Origin of the sequence: Massilia cellulosiltytica, from assembly GCF_047325105.1 — a bacterium.
Lineage (GTDB): Bacteria > Pseudomonadota > Gammaproteobacteria > Burkholderiales > Burkholderiaceae_D > Telluria > Telluria orientalis.
Window position 1 is genome coordinate 5,846,455 of record NZ_CP168562.1, and the last position, 16,923, is coordinate 5,863,377.

Sequence of the window (16,923 nt, forward strand, 5' to 3'; positions counted from 1 at the left end):
GGGCAACCGTTGAGGAGAAACCCATGGCAACGACAGACGACTCCGTACGGTCGAGGACGCAGGACGCGTTCCCCGTCGACAATCCCGTCCAGGCCCTACAGCGCGACCACGACCTGGTGCGCAAGCTCGCCGACGCGTACCGGAACACGCAAAGCGCCGACGTCCGGAAGCAGGCGGCGACCCAGCTGATCCAGGCGATCCACATGCACTCGCGCCTCGAGGAAGGCGTGTTCTATCCCGGCGTGCGCCGGGTGGACCCGAACCTGATCGCCCGCTTCGAGGAAGACCACCTCGCCGTCGACGACCTGCTGGCCACGCTGCAAGGCATGTCGCTGGACGAAGCCCGCACCGAGCCGCTGGTACGCGAACTCATCGATGCCGTCCTGAGCCATATCCGCCAGGAAGAAGAACAGCTGTTCCCCGAACTCAAGCAGGCGGCGCTCGACCTGACGTCGATCGGGATGGAGATGCAGGCCTTCGAGGCCAATCTCGTGCATATGCAGGCGCAGCTGAGCGATCAGGCCTCGCGGCGCTGAACGCGCCCTCTATTCGCCGTCGTTCCCGCGCACGCGGGAACCCATGCTGAGCATCCCCTGTCAGCTCAGTATGGATCCCCGCCTGCGCGGGGATGACGGCTTAAATCACCACACGCGGCAGCGCTTTTCCTTCACCATCGGCTGCCCCGCCTTGCACTGGAACGCCTGCTGGAACTGCGGCATGTTCACCATCAGTCCATTGACGCGATAACGCCCCGGCGAGTGCGGATCCGTCATCGCGCTCACGCGCAGGTTTTCCGGACGATTGTTTTCGCACGCCCATTGCGCGTAGCCGACAAAGAAGCGCTGCTCCGGCGTGAGACCGTCGCGCAACGGCTGCGGTTGCGCCTTCTGCGGCATCGCCGCCATCTCCGTTTGCCACGCCATCCAGCCAAGGATCAGCCCGCCCAGGTCGGCGACATCCTCGCCCAGCGTGAGCTTGCTGTTGATCTTGATGTCGTCGACGACCGTGTACTGCGCGTACTGGTCGACGATGCACTGGGCCCGCTCCTCGAACGCCTTGGCATCCTTCTTCGTCCACCAATCCTTCAGGTTGCCGTCGGCGTCGAACTGGCGGCCTTCGTCGTCGAAGGCGTGCGTCAGTTCATGGCCGATGGTGCCGCCCGTGTTGCCGTAGTTCGGCGCGTCGTCCATCTTCGGATCGAACAGCGGCGGCTGCAGCACGCCCGCCGGGAAATTAATGTCGTTCATCTGCGGATCGAAGTACGCATTCACCGTCGGCGGCGTCATGCCCCACTCGGTGCGGTCGAGCGGCTGGCCGATCTTGGCCAGCTGGCGCCGTGCCTCGAACCGGTTGCCGCGCTCGACGTTGCCGGCGAAATCGCCCGCCTTCACGACGTAGGTGCTGTAGTCGCGCCACTTGTCCGGGTAGCCGATCTTGTTGACGATGGCGGCCAGCTTCGTTTGGGCCTGCTGCTTCGTCTCCGCGCTCATCCAGTCGAGTTCGTCGATGTCCTTCTTCATCGCGTCCTCGATCTGGCGCGTCATGTGCAGCGCCTTGTCCTTCAACGCGGGCGAGAATGCGCGGCCGACGAATTCCTGGCCCAGCGCTTCGCCGAGTTGATGGTCGACGAGCGCCACGCAGCGCTTCCAGCGCGGTTGCTGCTGCTGCACGCCGCGCAGCGTCTTGCTGAAGAAATCGAAGTGCTCGTTGTCGAAGTTCGACGCCAGCACCGGCGACATATTGCGCGCCACGTGCCAGCGCAGGTACGTGCGCGTGGCATCGAGGCCGTTCGTCGTCCACATCTTGCCGAGCGCCTTGAAGAACGCGGGTTCGGTGACGTTGAACGTGCCCAGGCCGCCCTCGCCCAGCTCGTCGAGGTAGGCGTGCCAGTCGAACCCCGGCGTCAATGCCTGCAGGCCTTGCGCGTCGACCTTGTGGAACAGTTTATGCGGGTCGCGCTTGTCGACGGCCGACAGCGATGCCTTCGCCAGCGTCGTCTCCATCTGCATCACGCGTGCCGCGTTGCGCTGCGCGACCGCGGACGTATCGCCCAGCAGCTTGAACGTGTTCGCGATGTGGGCGACGTATTTGGTGCGGATCTCTTTCGACCTGGCGTCCGTCTTGAGGTAAGCGTCGCGGTCCGGCAGACCCAGGCCGCCCGCGACGGCGAACGCGATCACGCGCGAGGAATCCGCGAAATCCTGGCTCGACGAGAAGCCGAAGAACAGGCCCGGATCCGCGAGCGCCAGTTGCAGGCGCGCGAGCACGCGCGGCAGGTCGCGGTTCGAATGGATGGTCGCGATCTCGTCGAAGTACGGTGTCAGCGGCGCGGCGCCGCGCGCTTCGATGGCCTTGTCGTCCATGCAGGCGCCGAAGTAATCGCCGATCTTTTGCTGGTTCGCGTTGCGCCCGTCCTGGCGCTGCGCCAGGTCTTCGAGGATGCCCCACAGGTAGCGGCGGTTGTCCAGCGCCAGCTTGCCGTACACGGACCAGCGCGCCTGGTCGGCGGGGATCGGATTGTTCTTGATCCAGCCGCCGCACGCGTACTGGTAAAAATCGACGCAGGGATCGGCGCTGCGGTCCATCGAGTTCACGTCCAGGCCCAGCGTGTACGGGAACGACGTGGCGGGACGCTCGGCCGGGGCCTGGGCGGTGGCGATGGAGGCGCATCCCGCCAGGACGGCAGAGACGGCAAGACGAAGAGACAATCGCATGAATATTCCTGGTAAGAATGGCAGAAAACGGGCGCGTCGTGCGCGGCCCGTCATGCTGCCATGCTGTGGTCATTCATGCAATGCGATATCGCGGATCGCGTAACCCTCCGGCAGGGCGAACGTGGACGCCGGCACGTCGCCGAACTTGAGGTTGTCGACATGCGAGACGATGTCGCCGAACTCCGGCATGTTCAACTGGAGGTACACGACGGTCGCCAGATCGGTCGAAAACCACGTTTCCACCTTGTGCACGAGGGGCTTCTCGTTGCCCTGGGCGCCGGCGGGCACCGTGAATTCCGAACGGCTGCCGTTCGCCTTGACGCCGGCGATCACCTTCTCGCCCAGGTCGGTCGTCGCGCCCGGCGGGACGGGTGGCTGTACGGGCGCCGGTCCGTCCAGCGCGGCCACCTTCAGGCGCAGGACTTCCTTGCGCTCCGGGCAGACGAGGTAGACCGCATGTTGCGTCGGATCGGCGATGACGATGCGCTCCAGCCCGAACGACGACGACACCGTACGCGCGCGGCCGTCCTTGTCGTAGGCATACGACACCTTCGTTTGCGACTTGACCGCGTTGCCGCCGGCGAGCGCGATGCTCGTGTCCGTCACGTAATCGTAGGTGTACGCCAGCGGCTTGTGGGCGCCGGCAAGCAAGGTAAGCCTGGCGACTGCAGCGTTGTACTCGACGCGAAGGCGTTGAGGGCTGAATTGATCGGCATGATGCGCCTGCATGATGCCGGTGACGTCGGGCCGCGTCATGTCGCCGGTCTGGGCGGCGGCGGGCAGGATCTGGCACGCGACCAGCAGGCTGAACAGGATTGCGGAAACTTTCATGGTCTTCCCTTTCGTTGGTAAGCAATCAGCGGCGCACGATTTCGCGCACCGTATAGTCGGCAGGCACGGCAAACAGGGCCGTCGGCGGTTCGAGTCGGGAGAGGTTCCGCACGTGCATCACGCTGTCCCCCATGAACGGGTTGGACATCCTCATCTCGAGGGGAATCCACAGGTCGCGCGCCATCCAGATTTCAGTCGTGCTGATCATCGGCTTGACGTTGCCGGCCGCCCCCGCCGGCACGGTCACGGTCGTGTGCGTGCCGCTGGCCGTCACCCCCTCGATCTGCTTCGTGCCGAGCGAGCGCGACTGGGCTACGGTGCCCGCCGCGTCGACGTTCAGCGCCGGCGCCAGTTGCTCGGCCACCTTCGCGGTGCCAGGCGCGGATGGCGCCGGACCGCTGGGCGCCGCGATGGCCATCCGGTAGCCCGTCTTCGTGTCCGGATACAGGCGATAGCTCATGCCCCCGACCGGATCCTGGATCTGCACGAGCGGCTTGCCATTCCATTCCGATTCCACCCGGGTGCGTCCATCGCTGTCGCGGTACAGCTTTTCCGTGTTGCGCTGGACGATGCGGTTGCCGTCGGCCAGCACCTTGACCGTTTCCGTCACGCGCTCGGCGGAATACGGCAGGCTGCGCACCGTGCAATCGTCGGTACAGCGGGTCGACGCGCTGGTCCGTAACAGCATCACTTCCAGCGCTTCATTCGCCGCCCCGCCCTGCTGCGCATGGGCCAGTGGCGCCAGCGCAAGCAAAGCGAGGCCGGCGGACAGGAAAGTCCGTTTCATCACTCCTCCTTGGAAAAAACTTCAGTTCACGGCCAGCCGTATCGCCAGCGGTTCGCCCGTCCCCGCCACCAGCAGTTCGGCGTGGACCAGTTCGTGCGGTGCGTCCGCCACGATCGGAATCCCCATCTGCACAAGGGCCGCGCGCGGCAGGTTCGCCTGCTTCAATTGCGGATTCGGCGCGGCCGCCATGCGCTCCGGTGGCACGAGCGGCACGAACCCGACGTCGGCCGCCGCCAACACGCGCACCACGCGGGGCGATGGCGCTGCCGTGGGCAGCAAACTCATGCCGGCAATGGCCAGCGCACACGCCGCCGCACCGATGCCGGCCCAGGACGCGACCGCATCGGCGCTCCAGCGGCGATACCACGGCCGCGGCGCGCGGCGTTGCCTGAAAGCGCGCAGCAAAGCCTCTTCCACGCGGTCCGGCGGCGCCGCCTGCGCGAGCGTGCGGCGCGCGGCCTGCCATTCCGGCGAGGGGCCGTTGCTGTCGCCATCTTCGAATTCAAACCTGTTCATGCGATGTCCTTTGCGATGCTCCGGTACTGCGCGAGCGCCTGCGCCAGGGCGGCGCGGCCACGCGCCAGGCGCGACCGTACGGTGCCGATCTCCAGCTGGCAGATCTGGGCAATTTCCTGATACGACTTTTCGTGCAGCTCGAACAAGATCACCACGTCGCGGTAATGCGGCGCCAGCACAGCCAGCCCGCGGCGCAGATGCTCGACCGCTTCGTCATCGAGCAGCCGGGCCAGCGGCCCCGCCGCCGGATCGGCCGCTTCCCAGCCATCCTCGTCGTCGTCGCCCGCCGCCTGCACCCAGCGGCTGTTCTGGCGCGCATGGCTCAGGACGAGATTGCGGGCCACGCCGTACAGGAAATTGGCGAGCATGCCTTTCAACGGATCGAAGCCATAACTGTCGTTCAGCAAGCCCATGAACACGTCCTGGACGACGTCCGCCGCCACGTCCGGCGCGCCGCTGTGCAGCAGTGCGAAGCTGTACAAGCCGCTGCGGTGGCGCCGGTACAGGGTCTGGAATGCGGCCTCGTCGCCCTGTCGGATCGCGCGCAGCAGTTGTAAGTCGTCGGTCTCGTTCACGTCGGGTTCGTTCGTTCTTTTCTTTTATTTGAACGGGGCGAAGAAAAAGTTCCAGAATATTTACAGGAAATGAAAATGTAGTATTGCTACTGTTTACTAAGCGATAATTTTGTAGTTCAATAACAAAAACAACACCAAGGAAGCCCATGCACATCGCCCGCGACGCCGACCCCGCCCTGCTCCCCGCTCTCGCCGCCGGCGGCGTGCGCTTCGTCTTCGATGGCCCGGCGGACTTGCGCACCGTCGCGCTGGCCGGCACCTTCAACAGCTGGGTGGGCGATGCCTGCATGCTCGAACGCGTGACGCCGACCCGCTGGACCTGCACCCTGCCGCTGCCGCCCGGCCGCCACCTGTACAAATTCGTGCTGGACGACACGCACTGGATCGCCGATCCCGCCAACCCGTGGATGTCGGAAGATGGCCAGGGCAATTCCTGTGTCACCGTCTGCCTGGACGGCACCGTGTTCCTGCGCCGGCGCGGCCTGCGTGCGGAAGCGCCGGGCGTGCCGTACCGGAATCATCAAGCGTTGACGAGCCCCGCGTGGCTGCCCGACGCGGTGGTCTACCAGCTGTCGGTACGCGCGTTCGGCGGCGACTTCGACGGCGTGCGTGCGCGCCTCGGCCACCTTGCCGACCTGGGCGTGAACACGATCTGGATGATGCCGATCCACCCGATCGGCGTGGCCGGGCGGCGCGGCAGCCTGGGCGACCCGTATGCGGTGCGCGACTTCGAGGCCATCGACCCGGCGCTCGGCGACGAAGACGGCCTGCGGCGGCTGGTGGACGCGATCCACGCGCGCGGCATGCGCATCGTGTTCGACTGGACGCTGAACCGGAGCAGCGTCGACCATCCGCTGACGGTGACGCACCCCGACTGGTTCCAGCGCGACCGCGCAGGCAACGTGATGTACGCCGTGCCGCGCCGCGAGTATTTCGCCGGCTTCGATTTCAGCAATCCCGATCTGCGCCGCTACCTGGTCGATACGATGTGCCGCTGGGTCGAACGCTTCGGCCTGGACGGCATGCGCTTCGACGATTCCGACATCACGCCGACGGATTTCCTGGACGAGATCCGCGCGGCGCTGGCCGCGGTGCGGCCCGACATCGCGCTGATCTCGCAGGCCTGTGACGAATTCCACCATGTCGCGGCCTGCGACCTCACCTACGAAGGCGGCACGCGCGAGATGCTGCGCCGCGTGGCGCACGGGGAAGCGGGCGCGCGCGAGTTCGCGCAATACTGGAACGAATCGATCTACAGCTTCCCGCGCGGCGCGCTGCGTCTGCGCTGGCTGGACGAGAAGGAACAGCCGCGCGCCGACGCGGTGTTCGGCCACGACGCGCACCTGGCCGCGGCAAGCGTGCTGCTGACGATGGACGGCGTGCCGCACATCCTGATGGGCCAGGAATTCGGCGAGTCCGGCTGGCGCGACTGGACGGTGTTGTTCGACGACTGGCGCCTCGACTGGTCGAAGTTCGACCACGCCGCATTCGCCCACTTCAGCGCCCTGGTCAAGCTGCGCCAGCGCCACCCTGCCCTGCGCCGCGGCGCGACCGTCTTCATCGACGGCTTGCCGGACGGCGTCATCGGGATGGTGCGCAGCCTGGACGGCGAGCGCATCGTGGTCTATGCGAACCTGGCGTCGACGACGGCCGCCCTGCCGGATGGCATGGGCGTGCCGCTGTACGCCCGCGGCTGGGACCAGGACGCCGGCAGCCTGGATGCCCACGGCTGCCTCATCGCACCGCTGCGCTGACGTTTCAAACCTGCGGCGCCGGCTGCGCCAGGCCCTTGTCCAAAGCTTCGCGGATCAGGGCGCGCACGGTCTTGTCGGCCGTGCGGCTTTCCGCATCCATGCGCTTGCCGAGGGCGTCCATCTGCTTGCCCAGCGCATCCATCGGCTTGCCGGCATCGTTCATGCGGCGCTCGAGCGCGTGCATCTTCGCCTCGTCCGGCTTCGTACCTGCGGCAGCGCGTTCCATGTCCTTGCCGAGGGCGTCCATCACCTTGCCGTGCTTGTCCATTTCGCGGCCGCGATCGTCCATCTCCTTGCCGAGCTTGTCGACGGGTTCCCACGCCTTGCGTGCCCGCGCCAGCACGCCGGCGTCCTGCACGATGTAAGGCTTGCCGCCGTCGCGGAACCATAAAAAGTCGCCGCTGATCCGCTTGCGCAGGGTCTTGATGGTCGACCAGTCGGCGCTGTCGCCCGTCATGCTGGTGCCGCGCTCGCCGTCGCGCACGAGTGCATAGGGCTCGCCGCGGTCGGCGGCGTGGGTGGGGATGACGGTCGCCAGGGCCAGCCCGGCGACAGCGACGAGATGCTTGATACGAGACATGGTTTTCCTCCGTGTGGACGCGCGTTGCGATGACAGCACGATAGCGGTGCGCGCGCTGTACCGCGACGCGCGTGCGACAGGCCGCAGGAAACGCGGAACAGACGGAGGAAATACGAGAAGGCGGCGCGGCCGGCGCCGCCGGGCCGGTCAAAACACCACGACCGAACGGATCGACTCGCCCTTCTTCATCAGGTCGAAGCCGTCGTTGATCTGGTCGAGCGTCAGATGGTGGGTGATGAGATCATCGATATTGATCTTGTTTTCCATGTACCAGTCGACGATCTTCGGCACGTCCGTACGGCCGCGCGCGCCGCCGAACGCGGAACCCTTCCACACGCGGCCCGTGACGAGCTGGAACGGACGCGTCGCGATTTCCTTGCCCGCTTCCGCCACGCCGATGATGATCGATTGACCCCATCCCTTGTGGCAGCACTCCAGCGCCTGGCGCATCGTCGTGACGTTGCCGATGCATTCGAACGAATAATCCGCGCCGCCGTCCGTCAGCTGGACGATGGTGTCGACGACGTTCTCGACTTCCTTCGGATTGACGAAGTGCGTCATGCCGAACTTGCGCGCCATCTCTTCGCGGCCGGGGTTGAGGTCCACGCCGATGATTTTATCGGCGCCGACCATCTTGGCCGCCTGGATCACGTTCAGGCCGATGCCGCCCAGGCCGAACACGACGACGTTCGCGCCCGCCTCGACCTTCGCCGTGAAGATCACGGCGCCGATGCCCGTCGTGACGCCGCAGCCGATGTAGCAGATCTTGTCGAACGGCGCGTCCGAACGGACTTTCGCCAGCGCGATTTCCGGCACCACGATGTAGTTCGAGAAGGTGGACGTGCCCATGTAGTGGTAGATCGGCTTGCCGTCCAGCGAGAAGCGCGACGTCGCATCCGGCATCAGGCCGCGGCCCTGCGTCGAACGGATGGCCTGGCACAGGTTCGTCTTTTGCGACAGGCAGAATTTGCACTGGCGGCATTCCGGCGTGTACAGCGGGATGACGTGGTCGTCTTTACGGAGGCTCGTCACGCCCGGGCCGACGTCGACGACGACGCCGGCGCCCTCATGGCCCAGGATGGCCGGGAAGATGCCTTCCGGGTCGGCGCCGGACAGCGTGTAGTAGTCGGTATGGCAGATGCCCGTCGCCTTGACTTCGACGAGCACCTCGCCCGCCTTCGGGCCCTCGAGCTCGACCTCTTCGATCGTCAGCGGTTTCCCTGCCTGCCATGCAATCGCGGCCCTGGTTTTCATGTTTACGGTCCCTGGAAGATGATGAAAGAAAGTTCGGCATGATACCAAGCCGGCGCAAAACCTACTTTGCCTTCAACCGTCCCGCGAACGCCCCGTGCAGGCTGTTGAGCAGTTCTTCCGCCGCCACGAGCTGCTCGGCGACTTCGTTGACCTTGCGCCGGCTCGAGCGCGCATGGTCGCGCAGCACCTCGAAGGCCGTGTTGCGGTCCGTCTGGTAGCGCGCCATCAGCAGCCCCACGGCCAGGCTCGTCTCGCGGCCCGCCGCCAGCGCCGCGTTCAGGTTCGCTTCGGTGCGGCGCAAGCGGCGGATCTCGTCGGCGCGGGCGAGCGCGGATTCGAACGCGGGCAACAACCGCGCGGCGTCGACCGGCTTGACGACGAAGCCGACGGCGCCGTGGCTGGCGGCCTGGCGCGCCGTCTCGGCATCGTCGACCGACGACAGGAACATGAATGCGACCGACGTGTGCTCCTTGAGGCGGCGCGCCAGGTCGAGGCCGGACATGCCGGGCATGCTGATGTCCAACAGGGCCAGCGCGATGTCGGCTTCGCGCTCGGCCACGCGCTGCAGCGCTTCGGCGGCGGATTCTGCCGTCATCGTCTCGTAACCGGAATGGTCCAGTACGGTTTTCAGGTAATCGAGCAGGAGGGGATCGTCGTCGACCAGCAGGATCAGCCGGCGGGGAGGCAGGTACGCGCTCATTGTGATGGTTCTCGCAGCGAAAGGTTGCACGCGACCGTTGCGGCGCGCAGTCGGATGGGCGCCTGCGGCGCGCCAAAAATATAACACGTTGACAAGCGGCCTCGTCAAAGAAATTCACAATCTCTGCGCTTACGCAACAACTGTTGCGCACGATTGAAATGCGATTGCATATGTATAACTTCTCAAAATAAACTGATTTCCGCTGCCCAAAGCGGGTAGCGAAGATGTATCGGTAGTTAGAGGAGTACGACCAATAAGCGGCGGCCCACAAGGCCAGCTGCGATAACGATATTTTCTTAGACGGAGAAAACACCGATGAATCAGAAATACACTCGCGCATCGAAGATGGTCCCGGCCCTCGGGCTGTGCGTGGCGGCCCTGGCCGTCGCGTTCTCGGGCAGTGTGTCGGCCGCGCCCGACACGACCCGCGTGATCGTCGCCTTCAAACCCGGCTCGGCTGCCAACATCAAGTCCGCCGTCGCGGCTGCCCGGGGCGCGGTCAAGCAGGAAATCTTCAACATGAACGCGATGGCCATCGAAGTGCCGACGGCCGCGCTGCAGGGCCTGCAGCACAATCCGAACGTCGAGTACGTCGAGGAAGACGTGATCCGCAAACCGTTCGCGCTGACGACGCCGTCGACCGGCGTACCGTACACGGCCGGCCAGCTGGTCCCGTACGGCATCAAGCAGGTGCAGGCCGACCAGTTGTCCGATGCGAACACGAGCAATCGCAAGATCTGCATCATCGACTCGGGCGTCGATTTCAGCCATGAAGACCTGAAGGACAACGGCGCGAACGTCACCGGCGAATACGATGCCGGCACCGGCTGGTGGTACACCGACGAAACCCACCACGGCACCCACGTGTTCGGCACCATCGCGGGCGTGAACAACGGCCTGGGTGTCGTCGGCGTGAACCCGAACAAGCAGCTCAAGCTGCACATCGTGAAAGTGTTCGGCAAGGACGGCGCGTGGACCTACTCGTCGACCCTGGCCAATGCCGCCAACAAGTGCGGCGCGGCGGGCGCGAACGTCATCACGATGTCGCTGGGCGGCGGCGCGAAGAGCATCACCGAACAGCGCGCCTTCGACAGCCTGCAGACCAAGGGCGTCCTCTCGATCGCGGCGGCGGGCAACGACGGCAATTCGACGACGTCATACCCGGCCGGCTACGCCAGCGTGATGTCGGTGGCGGCCGTGGACGAAAACAAGGTCGTCGCCTCGTTCTCGCAATACAACAAGGACGTCGAGATCGCCGGTCCGGGCGTGGCCGTGCTGTCGACCGTCCCGATGGGCACCGGCGTCGACACCGCCCTGACGGTCGGCTCGACGAACTACGCCTCGTCGGCGATGGAAGGCTCGCCCGTCAAGACCGCGACGGCACCGCTGGCCGACTTCGGCATCGGCGACAAGGTCAACACCGCCGTCTCCGGCAAGGTCTGCCTGATCCAGCGCGGCACCGTCGACTTCTCCGTCAAGGTCACCAACTGCCAGAACAGCGGCGGCGTCGGCGCGATCGTCTACAACAACGTGGCGGGCGCATTCGGCGGTACGCTGGGCACGACCGTCACGACGATCCCGTCGCTGACCGCCTCCGACACGGACGGCGCCGCGATGAAGGCGCAACTGGGCCAGAGCGCGACGGTGGCCGTGAAGGCATCGAACTACGCCTACTTCGACGGCACCTCGATGGCCACGCCGCACGTGTCGGCCGTCGCCGCATTGGTGTGGAGCTACTTCCCGACCTGCACGGGCGCCCAGATCCGCACGTCGCTGGACAACAGCGCGCTCGACCTGGGCACGGCCGGCCGCGACACCAAGTACGGCTATGGTCTGGTGCAGGCCAAGGCGGCGTACGATCGCATCAAGTCGCTGGGCTGCGGTAAATAATCCGTCGTTTTGCGGCACGAGGAAGGGGCGCCACGAGCGCCCCTTTTCATTTACAGCCGCGTAAAGCATCTATAATGGTCGTTTTCGCATTTTCAGCCCATACAGCCTATACAGCCACATCATGGAATTAGCCAAGTCTTTCGAGCCAGTCGACATCGAACAATTCTGGCGCACGGAATGGGAACAGCGCGGTTACTTCGCCGCGTCGATGGACGACGGCAAGCCGTCGTTCAGCATCCAGCTGCCGCCGCCGAACGTGACGGGCACCCTGCACATGGGCCACGCCTTCAACCAGACCGTCATGGATGGCCTGACCCGCTACTACCGCATGCGTGGCTTCAACACGGCGTGGATCCCGGGCACCGACCACGCCGGCATCGCCACCCAGATCGTCGTGGAGCGCCAGCTCGACGCGCAAAAGATCTCGCGCCATGACCTGGGCCGCGAAACCTTCGTCGAGAAGGTCTGGGAGTGGAAGGAAAAATCGGGCAGCACGATCACGGGCCAGATGCGCCGCCTGGGCGCCTCGGCCGACTGGAACCGCGAATACTTCACGATGGACGAGCCGCGCTCGAAGACCGTCACCGAAGTGTTCGTGCGCCTGTTCGAACAGGGCCTGATCTACCGCGGCAAGCGCCTCGTCAACTGGGACCCGGTGCTGGGCACCGCGGTCTCCGACCTCGAAGTGGTGTCGGAAGAAGAAGACGGCTCGATGTGGTACATCCAGTACCCGCTGGCGGACGGCAGCGGCCACCTGACGGTCGCGACGACGCGTCCGGAGACGATGCTGGGCGACGTCGCCGTCGCCGTCGACCCGACCGACGAACGCTACACGCACCTGCACGGCAAGATGCTCACGCTGCCGCTCGTCGGCCGCGAGATCCCCGTCATCGCCGACAGCTACGTCGATAAAGCGTTCGGCACCGGCTGCGTGAAGATCACGCCGGCGCACGACTTCAACGACTACGCGGTCGGCCAGCGCCACAACCTGCCGATGCCGAGCATCATGACGCTCGACGCGAAGATCACGGACGACGCGCCGGAAGCCTACCGCGGCCTGGACCGCTTCGAAGCGCGCAAGAAGATCGTCGCCGACCTCGAAGCGCAAGGCCTGCTGGAACAGGTCAAGCCGCACAAGCTGCAGGTGCCGCGCGGCGACCGCACGGGCGTCGTCATCGAGCCGATGCTGACGGACCAGTGGTTCGTCGCGATGAGCAAGCCGGCGCCGGAAGGCACGCACAATCCGGGCAAGTCGATCACCGACGTGGCGCTGGAAAAGGTCGCGAGCGGCGAGGTCAAGTTCGTCCCGGAGAACTGGACGACCACGTACAACCAGTGGCTGAACAACATCCAGGACTGGTGCATCTCGCGCCAGCTGTGGTGGGGCCACCGCATCCCGGCCTGGTACGGTCCGAACGGCGAAGTCGTCGTCGCCCGCAACGAGGAAGAAGCGCAGCAGAAGGCGGCGGCGGCCGGCGTCCAGGGTGAACTGAAACGCGACGACGACGTGCTGGACACGTGGTTCTCGTCCGCGCTCGTCCCGTTCTCGACGGTCGGCTGGCCGGAGCAGACGAAGGACATGGAGATGTTCCTGCCCTCCTCCGTGCTCGTCACCGGCTTCGACATCATCTTCTTCTGGGTCGCGCGCATGGTCATGATGACGGCGCACTTCACCGGCAAGGTCCCGTTCAAGACCGTGTACGTGCACGGCCTCGTGCGCGATTCGTCGGGCCAGAAGATGTCGAAATCGAAGGGCAATACCCTCGACCCGATCGACCTGATCGACGGCATCGACGTGGAATCGCTCGTCGCCAAGCGCACGACGGGCCTGATGAATCCGAAAGCCGCGGAAAAAATCGCCAAGGCGACGCGCAAGGAATTCCCGGACGGGATCCCGGCATTCGGCACGGACGCCGTGCGCTTCACGATGGCGAGCTACGCGTCCCTCGGCCGCAACATCAACTTCGACCTGGGCCGCTGCGAAGGCTACCGCAACTTCTGCAACAAGCTGTGGAACGCCACCCGCTTCGTGCTGATGAACACCGAGGGTAAAGACTGCGGCAAGCCGGACGCCGCCGACTACTCGCAGGCCGACCGCTGGATCATCTCGCGCCTGAACCGCGTCGAGCTGGACGTGGCGAAGGGCTTCGAGGACTACCGCTTCGACAACATCGCCAATTCGATTTACAGCTTCGTCTGGGACGAGTATTGCGACTGGTACCTGGAGCTGGCCAAGGTACAGGTCCAGCAGGGCACGGAAGCGCAGCAGCGCGCCACCCGCCACACCTTGCTGCGCGTGCTGGAAGTCGTGCTGCGCCTCGCGCATCCGATCATCCCGTTCGTCACCGAAGCGCTGTGGCAGGCCGTCGCGCCGCTGGCCGGCAAAACCGGCGACACGATCATGCTGCAGCCGTACCCGATCGCCGACGAGTCGCTGATCGACGCGGATGCGGAAAGCTGGATGGACCAGTTCAAGAAGGTCACCGACGCGACCCGCAACCTGCGCGGCGAAATGAAGCTGTCGCCGTCCGTGCGCGTGCCGCTGATCGTCGAGCCGGCGAACGACGCCGACCGCGCGGCCGCACAAGGCTTCGCACCTTACGTCGCGCTGCTGGCCAAGCTGTCGGAAGTGCAGATCGTCGATGCGCTGCCGGATTCGCCGGCCGCCGTCGCCATCGTCGGCACGACCAAGCTGATGCTGAAGGTGGAGATCGACGTCGCGGCCGAGCGCGAGCGCCTGAAAAAGGAGATCGTGCGCATCGAAGGCGAGATCGCCAAGGCGAACGGCAAGCTGTCCAGCGAAAGCTTCGTCGCCCGCGCACCGGCGGCCGTCGTCGCGCAGGAACGCGAACGCCTGGACAACTTCAGCGCCACGCTGGCCAAGCTGAACGAGCAGTTCGCCAAGCTGCCGCCGGCCTGATGCCGTAGACGCCCCAATGAACGACGCGCCGGCTCGACACCGGCGCGTTTTTTTTATCGGATCACGCCCATGACGACTGCCCACTTCGCACAACTGGCCGCCTACAACGAATGGATGAACCGGAAGCTGTACGGCGCGGCCGCCGCGCTGCCGGCGGAGCGCCTGCATGAAGACCGGGGCGCGTTCTTCGGGTCGGTCTTCGGCACGCTGAACCACCTCGTGATCGCGGACCTCATCTGGTTCAAGCGCATCGCGGCCGGCGTGCCGGGCCTGGCATCGCTGCAGTGCCTGGACGAGCTGCCCCGCCCCACGTCGCTGGACCACCGGCTGTGCGCGACGCTGCCCAAGCTGGACGCGCTGCGCGTGCAGCTGGACGCGGCCATCAGCGCCTTCTGCGCGGAGGTGCGGGACGCGCACCTGGACGGCGCGCTCACGTGGACCTCCATGAAAGGGATCGCCAGCACCAAGCGCCTGGGCGACGTGCTGCTGCACGTGTTCAACCACCAGACGCATCACCGGGGCCAGGCCACGACGCTGTTCTCGCAGATGGGCATCGACGTCGGTCCGACGGACATCCTCCTGCTGTTGCCGGACGTGGCTTGACGCGGATGGCCCTTATGCGGCGGCCTAACGATGCTCGCCGCATGACCCGCGCGGGCCTATGCCATCAAAACGTTTCCCACGCCTCGTCTTCCACCGCGGTCGTCCGCTTCGCGGCGGACGGCGCACCCGCGCCGGTCGCGCGCCGCGCGGGCGCGGACAGTGCGCGCACCGGGGCGTCCGGCTTCGTTCCCGGGCTCGTGACGGACGCACGATGAAGTTGACGCTGGCCCGGCACCTCGTCCAGCACGAACACGTCCACGACGCCGCTCAGCGCACCGACCTGGTCCAGCAGCGACGTGGCGGCGGCAGTGGCTTCCTCGACCAGGGCCACGTTCTGCTGCGTGATCGAATCCATCTGTCCGATCGCCTCGTTGATCTGGTCGAGCCCGGAAGTCTGTTCCTGGCTCGCCTGGGTGATTTCGCCCATGATGTCCGTCACGCGCTGGATGCCGCTGACGATCTCTTTCATGGTGACGCCGGCCTCGTCGACCAGGCGCGCGCCGCTGTCGACCTTGCTCACGGAATCGCCGATCAGTTGTTTGATTTCCTTCGCGGCGCCGGCCGAGCGCTGGGCCAGGTTGCGCACCTCGGATGCGACGACCGCGAAGCCACGGCCCTGCTCGCCGGCCCGGGCCGCCTCCACCGCCGCGTTCAACGCGAGGATATTGGTCTGGAATGCGATCCCGTCGATGACGCCGATGATGTCCACGATCTTGCGCGAGGACTCGTTGATCGAACCCATCGTGTCGACCACTTGCGCCACGAGGCCGCCGCCGCGCACCGCCACCTCCGACGCCGATACCGCCAACTGATTGGCCTGGCGCGCGTTGTCGGCGTTCTGGCGTACCGTGCCGGTCAGCTCTTCCATCGACGCGGCGGTCTGTTCCAGCGAACTGGCCTGGCCGCAAGTACGTTCCGACAGGTCCATGTTGCCGGCAGCGATCTGGGTGGAGGCGCTGGAAATGGTGTGGGTACTGGTGCGCACTTCCGCCACGATACCGGCCAGGTTGGCTTTCATTTGGGACAGGGCCGCCAGCAAGGTGCCGATTTCGTTGTTGCCACGCGCCTCGATCCGTCCGGTCAGGTCGCCCGCGGCAACGCGGGATGCGATGGCGGTTGCTTCGCCAAGCGGCGCCGAGATCCCGCGGATCATCGCCGCGCCCACGGCGACGCCGACCAGCGCGGCCAGCAACAGCACGCCGCCCGCCAGATACGCGGTGTGGCGCAGGCTGTCGGCGACGTCCGCCTCGTTGGTGGCCGCGCGCGCCTCGGACGCGTGCGTGAGCGCCGCCATGGCTTCGTCACCGATCCGGTACGACGGATTGATCTTCTTGATCAGGATTGTTTCCGCACCGTCCCAGTCACCCGCCCGGATCGCGTCGGACGCCGCCTTGATATGCGCCACGCCCAGATGATCGCTCTTGGCGAACCATTCCTCGGCCAGGCGCTTTTCCTCGCGATTGCGGATTGACCCACTGTACTTCGTCCACTTGTCGGTCGTGGCGTTCGCCAGGGCATCGATCTGGGTGAAATGCACGGTCAGCGGGTGGTCATGCAGCTGCGACCAGGACAGCGTCGGGTTATGCTGCAAGGCCTGGAGGATCTGGCTGCGCGCCAGCTCCATGTCGAGGCGGATCGACTTTTGGTCGTAAGCGCTTTTCTGGTCCGCCAGGATCACGTGGCGGATCAGGCCGACCGACCGGTCCGCGCCGTACAAGCCCATGACGCCAATCACCAGCATCAGCGCGACGAGCAAGCTCAATGCCGTCACGACGAGCGTCTTAATCTTCATATTGTTT

General features: G+C 65.7%; 14 protein-coding genes. 5 read left to right on the top strand and 9 right to left on the bottom strand.

What is annotated here, in order from left to right; genetic code table 11:
• The first annotated feature begins 23 nt into the window (after nt 1-23).
• Nucleotides 24-536, top strand: a complete 513-nt coding sequence (locus ACEN9H_RS25620) for a hemerythrin domain-containing protein (protein WP_160409689.1) — start codon at nt 24-26, stop codon at nt 534-536.
• 105 nt (nt 537-641) lie between these two features.
• Here the strand turns inward: ACEN9H_RS25620 and ACEN9H_RS25625 are convergent, their stop codons facing one another.
• The 5 genes from ACEN9H_RS25625 to ACEN9H_RS25645 all read right to left on the bottom strand — a co-directional run bounded on the left by ACEN9H_RS25625 (nt 642) and on the right by ACEN9H_RS25645 (nt 5,423).
• Complete coding sequence (locus ACEN9H_RS25625; protein ID WP_413672552.1) at nt 642-2,714, bottom strand: M13 family metallopeptidase; 2,073 nt, start codon at nt 2,712-2,714, stop codon at nt 642-644.
• A gap of 69 nt (nt 2,715-2,783) precedes the next feature.
• Complete coding sequence (locus tag ACEN9H_RS25630) at nt 2,784-3,545, bottom strand: hypothetical protein (protein WP_413672553.1); 762 nt, start codon at nt 3,543-3,545, stop codon at nt 2,784-2,786.
• Nucleotides 3,546-3,570: 25 nt separating this feature from the next.
• Nucleotides 3,571-4,332 (bottom strand): hypothetical protein, encoded by a 762-nt coding sequence (locus ACEN9H_RS25635; protein WP_413672554.1) that lies wholly within the window; start codon nt 4,330-4,332, stop codon nt 3,571-3,573.
• Between the two features lie 21 nt (nt 4,333-4,353).
• Nucleotides 4,354-4,848: a hypothetical protein gene (locus tag ACEN9H_RS25640; RefSeq protein WP_413672555.1), complete on the bottom strand. Its 495-nt coding sequence runs from the start codon at nt 4,846-4,848 to the stop codon at nt 4,354-4,356.
• The gene (locus ACEN9H_RS25645) at nt 4,845-5,423 is read right to left on the bottom strand and encodes an RNA polymerase sigma factor (RefSeq protein WP_413672556.1); all 579 of its coding nucleotides are present in this window, start codon (nt 5,421-5,423) and stop codon (nt 4,845-4,847) included. Before ACEN9H_RS25645 ends, ACEN9H_RS25640 begins: the two co-directional genes overlap by 4 nt.
• A gap of 146 nt (nt 5,424-5,569) precedes the next feature.
• Between ACEN9H_RS25645 and ACEN9H_RS25650 the strand changes: the two genes are divergently transcribed.
• Nucleotides 5,570-7,177 (top strand): alpha-amylase family glycosyl hydrolase, encoded by a 1,608-nt coding sequence (locus ACEN9H_RS25650; protein WP_413672557.1) that lies wholly within the window; start codon nt 5,570-5,572, stop codon nt 7,175-7,177.
• A gap of 4 nt (nt 7,178-7,181) precedes the next feature.
• Here the strand turns inward: ACEN9H_RS25650 and ACEN9H_RS25655 are convergent, their stop codons facing one another.
• From ACEN9H_RS25655 to ACEN9H_RS25665, 3 genes are all read right to left on the bottom strand, one after another.
• The gene (locus ACEN9H_RS25655) at nt 7,182-7,757 is read right to left on the bottom strand and encodes a hypothetical protein (RefSeq protein WP_413672558.1); all 576 of its coding nucleotides are present in this window, start codon (nt 7,755-7,757) and stop codon (nt 7,182-7,184) included.
• Nucleotides 7,758-7,904: 147 nt separating this feature from the next.
• Complete coding sequence (locus tag ACEN9H_RS25660; protein WP_371766092.1) at nt 7,905-9,011, bottom strand: S-(hydroxymethyl)glutathione dehydrogenase/class III alcohol dehydrogenase; 1,107 nt, start codon at nt 9,009-9,011, stop codon at nt 7,905-7,907.
• Nucleotides 9,012-9,072: 61 nt separating this feature from the next.
• Nucleotides 9,073-9,711, bottom strand: a complete 639-nt coding sequence (locus tag ACEN9H_RS25665; protein WP_056122401.1) for an ANTAR domain-containing response regulator — start codon at nt 9,709-9,711, stop codon at nt 9,073-9,075.
• Between the two features lie 315 nt (nt 9,712-10,026).
• On the opposite strand from ACEN9H_RS25665, the gene ACEN9H_RS25670 reads away from it, so the two are divergent.
• The 3 genes from ACEN9H_RS25670 to ACEN9H_RS25680 all read left to right on the top strand — a co-directional run bounded on the left by ACEN9H_RS25670 (nt 10,027) and on the right by ACEN9H_RS25680 (nt 15,124).
• Nucleotides 10,027-11,601 carry a S8 family serine peptidase gene (locus ACEN9H_RS25670; protein ID WP_413672559.1) on the top strand — a complete coding sequence of 525 codons (1,575 nt, stop codon included), beginning with the start codon at nt 10,027-10,029 and terminating at the stop codon, nt 11,599-11,601.
• Between the two features lie 121 nt (nt 11,602-11,722).
• Complete coding sequence (locus tag ACEN9H_RS25675) at nt 11,723-14,521, top strand: valine--tRNA ligase (RefSeq protein ID WP_413672560.1); 2,799 nt, start codon at nt 11,723-11,725, stop codon at nt 14,519-14,521.
• 69 nt (nt 14,522-14,590) lie between these two features.
• Entirely contained in the window at nt 14,591-15,124 is a 534-nt protein-coding gene (locus ACEN9H_RS25680) for a DinB family protein (protein ID WP_413672561.1), read from the top strand.
• A 64-nt stretch (nt 15,125-15,188) separates the two neighbouring features.
• Here the strand turns inward: ACEN9H_RS25680 and ACEN9H_RS25685 are convergent, their stop codons facing one another.
• Nucleotides 15,189-16,916 (bottom strand): methyl-accepting chemotaxis protein, encoded by a 1,728-nt coding sequence (locus ACEN9H_RS25685; protein WP_413672562.1) that lies wholly within the window; start codon nt 16,914-16,916, stop codon nt 15,189-15,191.
• Nucleotides 16,917-16,923: the final 7 nt, after the last annotated feature.

Excerpts from the sequence above, each read along its gene's own strand:
- ACEN9H_RS25620 (WP_160409689.1), top strand. The coding sequence starts at position 24 with ATGGCAACGACAGACGACTCCGTACGGTCGAGGACGCAGGACGCGTTC.
- ACEN9H_RS25625 (WP_413672552.1), bottom strand. The coding sequence starts at position 2,714 with ATGCGATTGTCTCTTCGTCTTGCCGTCTCTGCCGTCCTGGCGGGATGC.
- ACEN9H_RS25630 (WP_413672553.1), bottom strand. The coding sequence starts at position 3,545 with ATGAAAGTTTCCGCAATCCTGTTCAGCCTGCTGGTCGCGTGCCAGATC.
- ACEN9H_RS25635 (WP_413672554.1), bottom strand. The coding sequence starts at position 4,332 with ATGAAACGGACTTTCCTGTCCGCCGGCCTCGCTTTGCTTGCGCTGGCG.
- ACEN9H_RS25640 (WP_413672555.1), bottom strand. The coding sequence starts at position 4,848 with ATGAACAGGTTTGAATTCGAAGATGGCGACAGCAACGGCCCCTCGCCG.
- ACEN9H_RS25650 (WP_413672557.1), top strand. The coding sequence starts at position 5,570 with ATGCACATCGCCCGCGACGCCGACCCCGCCCTGCTCCCCGCTCTCGCC.
- ACEN9H_RS25655 (WP_413672558.1), bottom strand. The coding sequence starts at position 7,757 with ATGTCTCGTATCAAGCATCTCGTCGCTGTCGCCGGGCTGGCCCTGGCG.
- ACEN9H_RS25660 (WP_371766092.1), bottom strand. The coding sequence starts at position 9,011 with ATGAAAACCAGGGCCGCGATTGCATGGCAGGCAGGGAAACCGCTGACG.
- ACEN9H_RS25665 (WP_056122401.1), bottom strand. The coding sequence starts at position 9,711 with ATGAGCGCGTACCTGCCTCCCCGCCGGCTGATCCTGCTGGTCGACGAC.
- ACEN9H_RS25670 (WP_413672559.1), top strand. The coding sequence starts at position 10,027 with ATGAATCAGAAATACACTCGCGCATCGAAGATGGTCCCGGCCCTCGGG.
- ACEN9H_RS25675 (WP_413672560.1), top strand. The coding sequence starts at position 11,723 with ATGGAATTAGCCAAGTCTTTCGAGCCAGTCGACATCGAACAATTCTGG.
- ACEN9H_RS25680 (WP_413672561.1), top strand. The coding sequence starts at position 14,591 with ATGACGACTGCCCACTTCGCACAACTGGCCGCCTACAACGAATGGATG.
- ACEN9H_RS25685 (WP_413672562.1), bottom strand. The coding sequence starts at position 16,916 with ATGAAGATTAAGACGCTCGTCGTGACGGCATTGAGCTTGCTCGTCGCG.